12 protein-coding genes are annotated in these 12,601 nt (G+C 64.6%); 7 read left to right on the top strand and 5 right to left on the bottom strand.

Going from position 1 to position 12,601, the window contains the following annotated elements; all coding sequences use genetic code 11:
* The first annotated feature begins 78 nt into the window (after window positions 1-78).
* Window positions 79-1,113 (top strand): aromatic ring-hydroxylating oxygenase subunit alpha, encoded by a 1,035-nt coding sequence (locus tag F4U95_RS17530; RefSeq protein ID WP_120252352.1) that lies wholly within the window; start codon window positions 79-81, stop codon window positions 1,111-1,113.
* Window positions 1,114-1,247: 134 nt separating this feature from the next.
* Here the strand turns inward: F4U95_RS17530 and F4U95_RS17525 are convergent, their stop codons facing one another.
* Window positions 1,248-2,582, bottom strand: coding sequence for an MFS transporter (locus tag F4U95_RS17525; RefSeq protein ID WP_120252351.1), 1,335 nt, complete (start codon window positions 2,580-2,582; stop codon window positions 1,248-1,250).
* Between the two features lie 160 nt (window positions 2,583-2,742).
* Between F4U95_RS17525 and F4U95_RS17520 the strand changes: the two genes are divergently transcribed.
* Window positions 2,743-3,963, top strand: a complete 1,221-nt coding sequence (locus F4U95_RS17520; RefSeq protein ID WP_120252350.1) for a multidrug effflux MFS transporter — start codon at window positions 2,743-2,745, stop codon at window positions 3,961-3,963.
* Between the two features lie 15 nt (window positions 3,964-3,978).
* Here the strand turns inward: F4U95_RS17520 and F4U95_RS17515 are convergent, their stop codons facing one another.
* Together F4U95_RS17515 and F4U95_RS17510 are read right to left on the bottom strand one after the other, a co-directional pair.
* Complete coding sequence (locus F4U95_RS17515; RefSeq protein ID WP_120252349.1) at window positions 3,979-4,533, bottom strand: MarR family winged helix-turn-helix transcriptional regulator; 555 nt, start codon at window positions 4,531-4,533, stop codon at window positions 3,979-3,981.
* 10 nt (window positions 4,534-4,543) lie between these two features.
* On the bottom strand, window positions 4,544-4,945 hold the full coding sequence (locus F4U95_RS17510; protein WP_120252348.1) for a nuclear transport factor 2 family protein: 402 nt from the start codon (window positions 4,943-4,945) through the stop codon (window positions 4,544-4,546).
* A 95-nt stretch (window positions 4,946-5,040) separates the two neighbouring features.
* Between F4U95_RS17510 and F4U95_RS17505 the strand changes: the two genes are divergently transcribed.
* From F4U95_RS17505 to F4U95_RS17495, 3 genes are read left to right on the top strand one after another with little or no spacing between them, the layout of a single operon-like run.
* Complete coding sequence (locus F4U95_RS17505; protein WP_425505079.1) at window positions 5,041-5,433, top strand: nuclear transport factor 2 family protein; 393 nt, start codon at window positions 5,041-5,043, stop codon at window positions 5,431-5,433.
* Window positions 5,434-5,448: 15 nt separating this feature from the next.
* Window positions 5,449-6,198, top strand: coding sequence for an SDR family oxidoreductase (locus tag F4U95_RS17500; RefSeq protein ID WP_120252347.1), 750 nt, complete (start codon window positions 5,449-5,451; stop codon window positions 6,196-6,198).
* Between the two features lie 16 nt (window positions 6,199-6,214).
* Window positions 6,215-6,718, top strand: a complete 504-nt coding sequence (locus tag F4U95_RS17495) for a DUF3237 domain-containing protein (RefSeq protein WP_120253433.1) — start codon at window positions 6,215-6,217, stop codon at window positions 6,716-6,718.
* Between the two features lie 138 nt (window positions 6,719-6,856).
* On the opposite strand, the gene F4U95_RS17490 is transcribed toward F4U95_RS17495, so the two are convergent.
* Together F4U95_RS17490 and F4U95_RS17485 are read right to left on the bottom strand one after the other, a co-directional pair.
* The gene (locus F4U95_RS17490; RefSeq protein ID WP_120252346.1) at window positions 6,857-8,986 is read right to left on the bottom strand and encodes an acetate--CoA ligase family protein; all 2,130 of its coding nucleotides are present in this window, start codon (window positions 8,984-8,986) and stop codon (window positions 6,857-6,859) included.
* A 119-nt stretch (window positions 8,987-9,105) separates the two neighbouring features.
* The gene (locus F4U95_RS17485; RefSeq protein ID WP_120252345.1) at window positions 9,106-9,552 is read right to left on the bottom strand and encodes a MarR family winged helix-turn-helix transcriptional regulator; all 447 of its coding nucleotides are present in this window, start codon (window positions 9,550-9,552) and stop codon (window positions 9,106-9,108) included.
* A 122-nt stretch (window positions 9,553-9,674) separates the two neighbouring features.
* Here F4U95_RS17485 and F4U95_RS17480 point away from each other — a divergent pair, with 122 nt between their 5' ends.
* Window positions 9,675-11,093, top strand: coding sequence for an aldehyde dehydrogenase family protein (locus tag F4U95_RS17480; RefSeq protein WP_120252344.1), 1,419 nt, complete (start codon window positions 9,675-9,677; stop codon window positions 11,091-11,093).
* A gap of 259 nt (window positions 11,094-11,352) precedes the next feature.
* Window positions 11,353-12,564, top strand: coding sequence for an acetyltransferase domain-containing protein (locus F4U95_RS17475; RefSeq protein WP_120252343.1), 1,212 nt, complete (start codon window positions 11,353-11,355; stop codon window positions 12,562-12,564).
* Window positions 12,565-12,601: the final 37 nt, after the last annotated feature.

The raw sequence follows: 12,601 nt of genomic DNA, 5'->3' as shown, positions 1-12,601 counted from the left end.
GGACGCCGCTCTTGACAGTGGCCGGATTTCCGCCAAACTTACACTGTAAGTCTGATAAAAGTCAGGAGAGGCGCAATCATGTATCCCTTCACCACTGGTTCGTTCGCAGTCCGCAATGGATGGTATGTCGCCGCCTTCACCCATGAAATTGGGGAAGCGCTGCTGGCGCGCACCATCCTCGACCAGCCGGTCGTCCTGTATCGGAAACAGGACGGTCGGGCGGTGGCGGTCGGCGGGCGATGTCCGCACCGCCATTTCCCGCTGGGCAAAAGCTGTCGCAAGGGGGACGGCATCGTGTGCGGCTATCATGGCATCGCCTTCGGGCCGGACGGGCAATGCACCGATATTCCGAGCCAGAGCTTCACCCCGCGATCCTATCATATCCCCAGCTACCCGCTGGTCGAACATGGGCTATGGGCGTGGATATGGATGGGCGAGGCTGACAAGGCCGATCCCGTGCTGTTGCCCGATCTGGAAGCGATCGGCCTGACGCCGGGCATGATCGCGCGGGCGCTGTTCGTGGAGCATGTGAAGGGCCGGGCGCAGTTGCTGAACGACAATCTGCTAGACCTGACCCACCTCGCCTTCCTGCATGGCAGTTCGATCGGCACGCTGGACAATGCAGCGACGCCCGAAGAGGTGGTCAAGCGACCCGGCTTTCTGAGCAGCCGCCGTCATATGCGCGATGCGGAGGCGCCGCCGGTGGTTGCGCATATGGGCCATCACCTGGCCCGGATCGACCGGGTGAGCGGGATGGATTTCCACCTGCCGGGGTTTCATGCCGGGATCGACGAAAGCCGATATCCGCAGGGTCACGCGCGGGCGGGCGAGGCCTTTGCATCGAGCCGGGTCTATCATGCGGTAACGCCGGAAACGCCGCATAGCTGCACCTATTTTTTCGCCATGGCGACGACGGACGCGAGTGCCATCGCCATCATGGAAGACTATCTGCGCCCCGTGATCGCCGAGGACAAATTCGCCACCGAGGAGATCGAGGCGATGCTGGCCGTGGTGGGCGAGAATCCCGAGGAACTGCTGCTGAAGAGCGATCGCAATGCGGTGGAAGGACGGCGCATGTTGCAGGCGATGATGGATGCGGAGCGGGTGGGGTAGATTTCCAACACTCTCCTCCGTTCGTGCTGAGTAGGGTCTGAGCCTGTCGAAGACCCATATCGAAGCACTGTTCCTTCGATACGCCACTTCGACAGGCTCAGTGGCTACTCAGGACGAACGGGTTTGGTTCTGTCCTAAATCGCATCCTCATCCGCCACGCGCAGGTGGGCGGTCAGCAGGACCAGCGCCGCGACGGCGGAGCCGAGCGCCAGGGCGAGCGAGGTAATGCCCCGCCCTGCCCCGACCGCCAGTAACTGGCCCGCAAGGAAGGGGCCGAGCGCGGCGCCGCAACGGCCGAAACCGATCACCGTGCCGGTGCCGGTCGCACGCAAGGTGGTGGGATAGATGTTGGCGATCAGCGCATAGAGCCCGACGACCGATCCGTTGGCAAGGAAGCCGAGCAGGAAGGCCGCGCCCTGCAGCATCACGATGTCGGCCGGCACGGCGCCAAAGGCGGCGACCGCCGCCCCCGCGCCGGCGAGGCCGAACAGCACCAGCGGACGCAGGCCCAGGCGCGGCGACAGGAAACCCAATATCAGCCCCCCGGTCGCGCCGCCCATGTTCATGAATACCGACACGATCGTCGCCTGCGACGGATCGAAGCCAAGCGACACGACCAGCGCCGGGGTCCAACCCAGCGCATAATAGAAGGTCATCATGTGCAGGCCGTACATGAAGATGAGCGCGATCGTCGTCGCACGATAGCGGTCGGTGAAGAGCGCGCCGATGGAGGCCTTCGGCTCCTCCAACGCGACGAGGCGACCCGCGAGCGGCTGGCCCAGACGCTTCAATATGGCGTTGATCCGCGCCAGCGCATCCGGCCCGCCGCGCGTCGCCAGCCAGCCGATCGATTCGGGCAGGAACAACAGTACCAGCGGCACCATCACCGCCGTCGCGCCCGCACCGAACAGGAAGATGGATTCCCAGCCATGATGTTTGAGCAACTGCGCCGCCGCCCAGCCGCCGACGATACCGCCGGCAGGATAGCCCGCCGCCATGATGCTGACCGACAGGTCGCGACGCTTGCGATTGGCGAACTCCGCCGACAGGGCGTTCACCGCCGCCAGCACTGCGCCGAGGCCAAGGCCGGTATAGGCGCGCAGCAGGCAGAGCAGCAGCACGTTGGAGGCGAAGGCGGAAGCGGCCATGCCGCTGACCATGATGGCGAGGCACAGCAGCACCTGCGGCCGTCGCCCGATCCGATCGGCCAACTGGCCCAACGTCAGCGACCCCACCACCATGCCGGCAAGGCCTGAGGATACGACCAGGCCGATCGCGCCGGGGCCGATGTTCCATTGCTTCGCGATGCCGGGCGCGGCGAAGGTGACCGCCAATATGTCGAAGCCATCAAGCGCGTTGAGCAGGAAGCAGATCGCGATGGCGACGCATTGCGGCAGGCGCATCGGCCGGCTGCCCAAGATGCTGCGCGGATCGTCGGCGGGCAAAGCCCTTGTCTCAATCGATGCCATGCGGCGCCCCTCTCCTATTTCTGGTTGTAGGCAGCACTGTATGCCGGCGACACAGTTTGTAAACCGGCGATATGCACGATCCCACCCAGCTTCTCCGCTTGTGCGCCCTTCTGAATAAATATAACGTTCGTTACTAATTAGGGAGAGGGTTACATCATATATGGCACAAGCCGATCGCCGTTCGGGTCCGCAGGAGACGGAACCGACCCTGTTGCTGGGCATCGCCTTCGGCTTCCTGTCCTCGCTCGGCCCCTTTGCCATCGACCTGTATCTGCCGGCCATGCCGGGCATGGCGCAGGCGATGGCGGCGGACAGCGGCGCGGTGCAGCGTACCCTGTCCGCCTTTTTCCTGGGGCTGGCGCTGGCGCAGATTCCGCTCGGCACGCTGGGCGATCGCTATGGCCGGCGTCGGCCCCTGATTGGCGGGCTGTTGCTGTTCGCGATCGCATCCATCGCTTGTGCCATGGCGACCAGCCTAGACATGCTGATCGCGTGCCGCTTTCTCCAGGGCATGGGTGCATGCGCCGGCACGTCGAGCGTGCGGGCGATGATCCGCGACCGGCATAGCGGCCATCGCGCGGCGCAACTGATGGCCTTCACCTTCCTGATCATCGGCATATCGCCGGTATTGGCGCCACTGGCGGGCAGCTATTTGTTGCAGGCGATGAGCTGGCGCGGGCTGTTCCTGCTGCTGGCCGGCGGCGGGGCGGTGGCGTTGATCGCGGTGTCGATCTTCCTGCCCGAATCGCTGCCGCCGCAGCGGCGGTTGCATCGCCAGCCGATGCTGCATGCCTATGGCCGGCTGCTCGGCACGCCTGCCTTTCTGGGCTGGACGCTAGTGGCGGGACTGGCGACGACCGTGCCCTTCGCCTTCGTGACCGCCGCGCCCTTCATCTACACGCAGGGCTTTGGCCTGAGCGCACACCATTATAGCCTGTTGCTGGCGCTCAATGCCGTGACGTCGATCATCGCCACCCAGTTCGCGCCATCGCTGATGCGGCGGCTGGGCGCGCGGCCGCTGGTCACGGGTGTGGCGCTGGTCGCGATGGGCGCGACCGCGCTGATCGCGATGGCGGGCCTGACGATGCCTGTGCCGATCGCCCTGTTCCAGCCATGGTCGATGCTGCTCTTCGCCCTGTCCGGCTTCATCCTGACGCCGGCCGCCATATCAGCGCTGGATGCCGCAGCGGGCGGCGCGGGCGCGGCGGCCGGGCTGCTCGGCACATTGCAGCTGGCGATCACGGCGGCGGCCAGTGCGGCGGTATCGCTGCTGCCGTCGGTGTCGATCCTGCCGCTGACCGGGGTGCTGGGCGTCAGTTTCCTGACGATGCTGCTGGTGATGCTGGCGCTTGGCGGACGGGCTTCGCCCGCCAGCGCCTGAACCGCCCCCGTTCGCTCAGGCGGCGGGTTCGTCGTCTCCATCGGGGCGGGTGAATTCCAGGAAGCGGCTGTTGCCCGCCTCGTCATTCGCCTCCAGCGTATCGACCAACGTGTCGAGATACTGGTTCAGCGTATCGACTTCCTTGGCTTTCAGGTCGGAGACGAGATAGGTGGCGACCTTGTCGGTCTGCGGCCGCATCAACCGATAGAGCCGCCGCCCCTCATCCGTCAGGACCAATATCTTGCGCCGCTTGTTGGCGGGGTCGCGTTCCACCGTGATGCGGCCGTGCTTCTGGAGCGCGGCAACCGCGCGCGAGACGCTCATCGGATTGACCCCGGTCATCTCCGCCAGTTCATGGCTGGCCGAATTGGGAAAGCGGCCGAGCAGCATCAGCAGGCGGAACTCGTTAAGGCTGATCTTGTAGCGATGCTCCAGATAGGTGGAAAAAGGCGCCATCAGCTTGTTCGCCAGCCGCAGGACGCGGTGGAGCGTATCGGCGGGACTGGCTTCGGCCGACGCCGACGGCTTTTGGGACGGGCTGCTGTTCGACATGGTCTTCCGATAGGGCATCTGCCGGCGCTCAAGTCAAGCCGACGATGGCACAGCCCACGCTGGTGAACCGGCCATCGACGACGTGATAATGGATATATTGGCGCATTTGCTGCACTTCGCCCTTCGCGATCGGCATGAACTGGTCGAGGCCGTTAGCGGCAAGGGTGGCGGCGTCGAGATCCTGTGTTGCTTCCACCCGGATGATCCCTTCCAGCGCGACCAGCTCGTCGCTGGCGGCGAAGCGCTCGATCGTCAGCGTCTCGATCACATGGGCGTGGAGGAAGCTGTAGAAGCGCTTGAACGCGTCGCGCGTGCCAAGGTCGACGCCAAAGAAACGGATGCTGGCGCCGGGCGCGTAGAAATCGAAGACCGTGTCATAGTCGCGATCGTTGAAGGCGTGCGCATAGCGGTCATAATCGGCGCGGTTCATGGCGCTTTCCTCTTCCTTGGCTCTTGTTCTTTTAATAACGATCGTTATCGTAACCGCAAAGCAAGGCGATGCGCCAGCGGAAAATAGAGGAGAGGATGATGGCTTATACGCCGCAGGAGCAGCACAATCTGGATCTGGTCCAGGCGATGTTCGACCATGTGCTGATACCGATGGATGCCGACGCGGCGGATCGGTTCATCGCGCCCGACTATATCCAGCATAATCAGTGGGTGGATACGGGGCTGGAGCCGCTGAAGGCCTTTCTGCGCAAGGTGCGGGGCGAAAATCCGCACGCGGTGCATGACATCAAACGGCGCTTTGCCGATGGCGACCATGTGATCGTCCATTATCATGTGCGGCGATTTGCGGGCGATCCGGGCTTTGCGGTGATAGATATTTTTCGGGTCGAGGGCGACATGATCGTCGAGCATTGGGACACGGTGCAGGATGTGCCGACCGACAGTCCCAATCCCCATTCGCCCTTCTGAACCGGGAGAGACATCATGCGGTTCAAGGACAAGATCATATTGGTGGTCGGCGGCAATAGCGGCATCGGCCTGGCCAGCGCGCAGGCCTTTGCGGCGGAGGGTGGGATCGTGCGGCTGACCGGGCGGGATCCGGCGACGATCGACGCGGCGGTGGCGGCGATAGACGGCGCGCGGGGTTATCGCGCGGACATGGCCGATCTGAACGCGATGGAGGCGGTGATCGCCGATATCGCGGCACAGGACGGGCGGATCGACACGCTGTTCGTCAATGCGGGCGTGGGCGGCTTCGCGCCGTTTCGCGACCTGACGCCGGCCGACTGGGACCATGTCCATGGCGTCAATCTGCGCGGCTGCGTCTTTGCTATCCAGAAGGCGCTGCGGCTGATGGGCCGGGGTGGGTCGATCGTGGCGACGGGGTCGATCGGCGGCCATGCCTTCCTGCCCGGCAACACCGCTTATGCCGCGACCAAGGGCGGGCTTTATGCCGCGCTGAAGGTGATTGCGGGCGAACTGGTGAGCGAGGGCATCCGCGTCAATCTGGTCAGTCCCGGCCCGATCGAGACGCCGCTGCTGCACCGCAATCCGGGCATGAGCGATGCCGATGTGGACAATCTGCGCGCGGCGATGATCGCGGCGGTGCCGATGAAGCGCATGGGCCGGGCGGAGGAAGTGGCGCGCGCCGTGCTGTTCCTGGCGTCGGATGAGGCCAGTTTTATCACTGCCGCCAATCTCTTTGTCGATGGCGGCACGTTGGAATTAGGGTGATACGGGAGCTGGGATGATGAGTGACTTGTTTTCGACGCTGGACAATCCGCGACTGGAGTTCGCGATGGAGGTGCGGCTGCAATTTCCGCGCGTCCAGACTATCGTCAACACGCCGATGGGCGGCAATCGCAGTGCGGTCTATGTCGATGGCGGGACGTTCGAGGGGCCAAGGATCAAGGGCAAGGCGGTGCCGGGATCAGGCGGCGACTATGCCTATTTCCGGCCGGACGATGTTGCCGTGTTCGATGCGCGCTATATGTTGGAGGAGGAGGATGGGACGCTGATCCTGCTCAACAATCGCGGTTTCCTGTGGGGGCGAAAGCCCGACACGATGGCGCGCTTGCGCGACTGGGCCTTTGCCGACGGCGCGCCGGTGGAGCAACAGGATTATTATCTGCGCGGCAATCCCAGCTTCGAATGTCCGGTCGGCAAGCATGACTGGCTGACCAAACATGTGTTCATCGGCGTGGGCGAGCGGCGAGCGGACGGAAATGTGCTGCGCTATTATGCGCTGACTTGAGTCAGACCCACCATCCGTTCGTTTCGAGCCCTTCGACTGCCTGCCAAGGCAGGCGCTCAGGATAAACTGAGTCGAGAGACGGTAAGCGCAATGCTATCCACTTTTCGACTTCGCTCGAAACGAACGGAAGTTGCTGGTTCAAAGAGAAATCAGCGCGTCCAGCGCGATCGCGCCCTGCCCCTGCGGGTAGACGATCACGGGGTTGAGATCGACTTCGCTGATTGCCGGAGTGGCCGCGACCATCTGGCCCATGCGCTGGACGATGTCGGCGACGGCGCCGATATCCATGGCCGGTGCGCCACGGAAACCGTCGAGCAGCGGCGCCATGCGAAGGGTGCGGATCTGCGCGATGATCGCGTCGCGGGTCAGGTCGGGCGGGAGCAGGCAGACGTCGTGCAGCAGTTCCGCCGCCACGCCGCCGAAGCCGACGAGGATGGTCGGCCCCCAATGCGGATCGTTGCGGGCGCCCACGATCAGTTCGACGCCCTTGGCCGCCATCCCCTCCACCAGCACGCCGTCCAGCACCAGGTCGGGGCGCGAAGCGGCGAGATTGGCCATCAGCCTGTCCCAGCCGGCCGCGACGGCATCGGCATCGGCCAGATTGATGATGACGCCGCCGGCGTCGCTCTTGTGCGGCAGTTCGGGGGACTGGGCCTTCAGGACCACCGGATAGCCGAGCCGATCGGCAGCGGCGACCGCGTCCGCCGCGCTTTGCGCCAGTGCGAAGGCGGGGAAGGCGATGCCCTGCGCGCCCATGATCGCCTTGGAAAGATGTTCGGGGATGGTGCTGCCGACCTGCGACAGGCCATCGACCGGCTGAGCATCGAGCGGCGCGACTGCCGCGTCGCGCTGGCGATAGGCGGCGATGCGGGCGAGCGCGCGCAGCAACCGTTCGGCGGTCGGCAGATAGGTGACGCCGGCTTTACGCAGCGCGGCGAGATCGTCGGCGAAGACGGCACCGCCTTCATCGACGCCGCCGACAATGACCGGCTTGGTGTCGCCGATGGCGTCCAGCGCATCCAGCACTGCCTTGAACTTCACATGCGAGGTGCCGGTGTCAGTCTGGATGAGCGTCAGCAAGATGGTGCCGATCCGGTCGTCCTGCGCCAGCGCGGCCAGCGTGCGGCCGTAAAGGCCAGGATCGACCAGCCCCTGCGCGGTGATGTCCATCGGGTTGGTGACGGGGACGAAATCGGGCAGTGCCGCGCGCAGTGCCGGGCTGTCCGCATCGGTGAGTTTGGGCAGGTCGAGATCGACCGCTTCGGCCAGATCCAGCATCATCGCCTTGAACGCGCCGGATTCCGCGACGATGCCCGTGCCGCCCATGCCTGCGTCAGGGGAGCGGGCAAGGATTTCGACGATGTCGCCCAGCTCCTCCAGCGATTCCGCCAGGATGACACCGGCGCGCTCGACATGGACGGCCATGACCGCATGGTCGCCGGCCATCGCGCCGGTATGGGTGGCGGCGCTGGCCGCACCCGCTGCGCTGCGGCCGGGATGGAGCAGCACGACGGCCTTGCCGGCCGCGCGCGCCGCACGGGCGGCGGCAAGGAAGCGGGCGGGGTCGCGCACATGCTCGGCGATCAGGGCGATGACGGCGGTGTCGGGCTGATCGACCAGATGGGCGAGATAATCCTCGATCCCGCTCGCCGCCTCATTGCCTGTTGAGATGTAGCAGCTCAAGGGCACGTCGCGGTGGATCATGGTCGTCGCCAGCACGGCGGCCATGGCACCTGATTGCGAGACGATGCCGACGCGGCGATCGCCCTGCGCCTTCGCCTCCGGCATTTCGATGAAGGTCAGCGAGACATTGTCGCGGAAGTTGACGAGGCCCAGGCAATTCGGCCCCTCGACCACCATGCCGCTTTCGCGCGCGATGCGGGCGATTTCCTGCTGATCGGCCAGACCCTGCGGGCCATCCTCGGCAAAGCCGGCGGAAAAGATGACGGCGGCCCCCACGCCCTTGCGCGCAAGCCCACGGATCGCGTCCAGTACGCCGACGCGCGGGATGGCGAGAACAGCGACATGGACACCCGATGGCAGGTCATCGACCGACGCGACGCAGGGCCGGCCGCCAATCTCCGTCCGCTTGGGATTGACCAGATGGATGTCGCCATCGAACCCCTGCCGCACCAGATTGGCGAGAACCGAAGCGCCCAGCGCGCCGGGCTTGTCCGACGCGCCGATGATCGCGACCGAACGGGGCCGAAGCAGGCAATCGAGCGAGGCGGACGGGAGGCTCCGGTCCGATGTTGCCGGTCCATCCATCAAAGCAGCTTCCGTCACGCGCGCCTGTCTCCTGTTCGTGCGGTTGCTTGCATCGAATCAACCGCTTGTTTCGCGCCAATTGTGCGCCAAGGATACAGTTTGCGCAAGCGGCCTTGTCATCAATCCTCGTCATCCTCCAGCGTCGGGGACAGACCAAGGCGCGCCAGCAGGGCAAGGAGAGTCTTTAGCTCCTCCGCGCCGAGCCGCTGGGTCATGCGCGCGTCGGACTGGCGCACAGCCGCCAGCATCGCGTCCAGCTGGCGCGCGCCTTCGGGCAACAGCATCAGCGCGTTGGTGCGCAGGTCGCGCCCCGGTCGCCGCTCCACCAGCCCCTTGTCGGCCAGGATGTTGACCAGCTTCATCGCACTGGACCGGTTGATGCTGAGCGCCCGGCCCAGTGCGGTCTGGTCGCAACCGGGATTGTCGCGGATCAGGATCAGTGCCGTCATCTTGGCCGGCGACAGATCATGATCGGCCAGCGCCGCGCGCGCGTCCGTTTCCATCAGCAGATTGGCCCGCTGTACGCGATAGCCCACGAGCGACTGGAGATCGGCCCCCTGTTTCATCCCTTCACTATACCCCTTGTCAATATTGTATCCCTAGCGCACAAATATATGCTACAGCCAGCCGGGCCGAATTGCGATAGGCAATGCCATCCGGACGGTGCCGAATAATTGGAGAGCGACTCATGGATCATGAATTTCGGATGCTGATCGACGGCGAACTTGTGCCGGGCGTCAGCCAATTCGACGTGGTGAACCCTGCAACGGCGCAGGCTTTCGCCCAATGCCCCAAGGCGGACGAGGCCCTGGCCGAGCGCGCGATCGCCGCGGCGAAGAAGGCGCAGCCCGGCTGGGCGTCCCTGCCGGTCGAAGAGCGCGCGGCGCTGACCAACAAACTGGCCGACGCGCTGGAAGCGCGGGTCGGCGAGTTCGCCAGCCTGCTGACCAGCGAACAGGGCAAGCCGCTGGACCAGGCCGGTTATGAGATCATGGGTAGCGTCTTCACCCTGCGCGCCTTCTCCGCGATGCGGGTGGAGCCCAAAGTGCTGCGGGACGAGGGCGGCAACAAGGTGGTCGAACATCGTACCCCGCTGGGCGTCGTGGCGTCGATCACGCCGTGGAATTTCCCGCTGATCCTGCTGATGAACAAGCTGGGGCCGGCATTGGTGACGGGCAACACGATGGTGTCGAAGCCTGCGCCCACGACGCCGCTGACCACCCTGTTGTTCGGCGAACTGGCCAAGGATATCCTGCCGGCCGGCGTGCTGAACATCGTTTGCGATCAGAATGAACTCGGCCCGCTGCTGACCGGGCACAAGGATATCGCCAAGGTCGCCTTCACCGGATCGACCGCGACCGGCAAGAAGGTGATGGCGTCGTCCGCAGGCACGGTGAAGCGGGTGACGCTGGAGCTGGGCGGCAATGACGCGGCGATCGTGCTGGACGATGTCGATGCGCGGCAGGTGGCCAAGAAGGTCTATCAGGGCGCGATGACCAATGCCGGGCAGATTTGCGTCGCGGTGAAGCGCGCCTATGTGCCCAGCGCGATGTATGACGATTTCTGCGACGAGCTGGCGAAGCTGGCGAACGAGGCGATCGTCGATGATGGCGCCAAGCAGGGCACGACCATCGGGCCGGTGCAGAACAAGATGCAGTTCGACAAGGTCAGCGCCCTGATCGCCGACGCCAAGACGCGCGGCACAGTGCTGGCCGGTGGCGAACCCATGGATCGGCCGGGCTATTTCATCGCGCCGACCATCGTGCGCGACCTGCCCGAAGATGCGCCTTTGGTGCAGGAAGAACAGTTCGGGCCGGTTCTGCCGGTGCTGAAATATGACGATATCGAAGACGTCATCGCCCGCGCCAACGACAGCGACTATGGCCTGGCCGGCACGGTGTGGGGCAAGGATGTGGAACGGGCCACGGCCGTCGCGATGCAGATCGACACCGGGACGGTGTGGGTCAACCAGCATCTGGCGATCGACGCCAACATCCCGTTCCGCGGCGTGAAGCAATCGGGGCTGGGCGGCGAACTGGGCGAGGCAGGGCTGCTGGAATATACCCAGGCGCATATCGTCAATATCGTGGCGCTCGAAGACGCCTGACGATTGACCCCCTGCATGATGCAAAAGGGGCCGGCGAAGCATAGCGCTTCGCCGGCCTTTCTTTTTTGACATTTTCCACTTCGCCATTTCCCATATTCGGAACATTCGGTCGTGCGCGCGCCATAGCTTCGTAAGCTGATGACGGCCGTATCGAGACAGAGCCGGTCGTCGACAACGATAAGGCGCAATGCCCCTTGCCATAAATGATATGTTGTATCATACGCGGCCGGACGGCATTTCGGGGACAGGAATCGGGGTTATGAACAGTATAGCGGGCCAGGCGCCCATCATGGGCTTTGGCGCCACGGCATCACCGATCAGCGCGGCGAAGGCGCGCACCCGGCTGATCGCCATCGACGCGCTGCGCGGCCTGGTCATGCTGTTCATGCTGGTCGACCATGTGCGCGAAACATGGTTCCTGCATTTGCAGGTGAGCGATCCGGTAGACGCCAACACGACCGATCCGGGCCTGTTTTTCACCCGCCTCCTGTCCACCTTCTGCGCGCCGACCTTCGTGGCGCTGACGGGTCTGTCGGCCTGGCTCTACGGCCAGTCACACAGCAAGGGGCAGGTATCGGAATTCCTGCTGAAGCGCGGGCTGTTCCTGATCTTTCTGGAATTCACCATCGTCGGCTATGCTTGGCCGACGCAGGCGCCCGCTTTTCCGCCGACGGCGATCTGGTTGCAGGTGATCTGGGCGATCGGCATCAGCATGGTGGCGCTGGCCGCGCTGCTGCACCTGCCGCGCCCGGCGCAGTTCGCGGTCGGCCTCAGCATCGTGTGCCTGCACAATCTGCTCGATCCGATCCGGCTGACGGCGGAGTCGCCCTGGTTCGTTCCCTGGGCGATCCTGCATCAGCGCGAGAAGCTGGAACTGGCCGGCACCATGGTCAAGACGACCTATCCGATCCTGCCGTGGATCGGCGTCATCCTGCTCGGCTATGCCTGCGGGCCATGGTTCGCGCGCGGCAGCGATCCGGCCCCGCGCATACGCCGGCTGACCCTGCTCGGCTTTGGCCTGATCCTGGGCTTCGTCGCCATCCGCTATCTCAACATCTATGGCGACAAGCCCTGGTTCGTGGCGGACACGCCGCTGCGCACGGTGATGAGCTTTCTGGCGCTGACCAAATATCCGCCCTCCCTGCTGTTCCTGATGCCGACCATCGGCACGGGCTGCCTGTTGCTGGCGCTGTTCGAACGGTTCGAGGGTAGCAAGGCGATGCCGACGCTGGCCATGCTGGGTGGCGCGCCGATGTTCTATTATGTGCTGCACCTCTATGTGCTCAAGCTGATCTATAATGTCGCGCTGCTGATGTACGGCCCGACCAAGGGGACGGTGTTCGGCGTCGATCATCTGCGTTGGGTGTGGATCTGGGTCTTCATCCTGATCCCGGTGCTGTATTTCCCGACCCGCTGGTTCGCGCAGCTGAAACAGCGGCGCAAGGACATATGGTGGCTCAAATATCTCTGACGGTCCTGCGTCGGATCGACTGGCCGCCTTCCTTACC

The sequence above is a fragment of the Sphingobium limneticum genome (assembly GCF_008710165.1).
Lineage (GTDB): Bacteria > Pseudomonadota > Alphaproteobacteria > Sphingomonadales > Sphingomonadaceae > Sphingobium > Sphingobium limneticum.
This window is presented reverse-complemented; position numbering and strand designations above follow the sequence as displayed.

Excerpts from the sequence above, each read along its gene's own strand:
- F4U95_RS17530 (WP_120252352.1), top strand. The coding sequence starts at position 79 with ATGTATCCCTTCACCACTGGTTCGTTCGCAGTCCGCAATGGATGGTAT.
- F4U95_RS17525 (WP_120252351.1), bottom strand. The coding sequence starts at position 2,582 with ATGGCATCGATTGAGACAAGGGCTTTGCCCGCCGACGATCCGCGCAGC.
- F4U95_RS17520 (WP_120252350.1), top strand. The coding sequence starts at position 2,743 with ATGGCACAAGCCGATCGCCGTTCGGGTCCGCAGGAGACGGAACCGACC.
- F4U95_RS17515 (WP_120252349.1), bottom strand. The coding sequence starts at position 4,533 with ATGCCCTATCGGAAGACCATGTCGAACAGCAGCCCGTCCCAAAAGCCG.
- F4U95_RS17510 (WP_120252348.1), bottom strand. The coding sequence starts at position 4,945 with ATGAACCGCGCCGATTATGACCGCTATGCGCACGCCTTCAACGATCGC.
- F4U95_RS17505 (WP_425505079.1), top strand. The coding sequence starts at position 5,041 with ATGATGGCTTATACGCCGCAGGAGCAGCACAATCTGGATCTGGTCCAG.
- F4U95_RS17500 (WP_120252347.1), top strand. The coding sequence starts at position 5,449 with ATGCGGTTCAAGGACAAGATCATATTGGTGGTCGGCGGCAATAGCGGC.
- F4U95_RS17495 (WP_120253433.1), top strand. The coding sequence starts at position 6,215 with ATGAGTGACTTGTTTTCGACGCTGGACAATCCGCGACTGGAGTTCGCG.
- F4U95_RS17490 (WP_120252346.1), bottom strand. The coding sequence starts at position 8,986 with ATGGATGGACCGGCAACATCGGACCGGAGCCTCCCGTCCGCCTCGCTC.
- F4U95_RS17485 (WP_120252345.1), bottom strand. The coding sequence starts at position 9,552 with ATGAAACAGGGGGCCGATCTCCAGTCGCTCGTGGGCTATCGCGTACAG.
- F4U95_RS17480 (WP_120252344.1), top strand. The coding sequence starts at position 9,675 with ATGGATCATGAATTTCGGATGCTGATCGACGGCGAACTTGTGCCGGGC.
- F4U95_RS17475 (WP_120252343.1), top strand. The coding sequence starts at position 11,353 with ATGAACAGTATAGCGGGCCAGGCGCCCATCATGGGCTTTGGCGCCACG.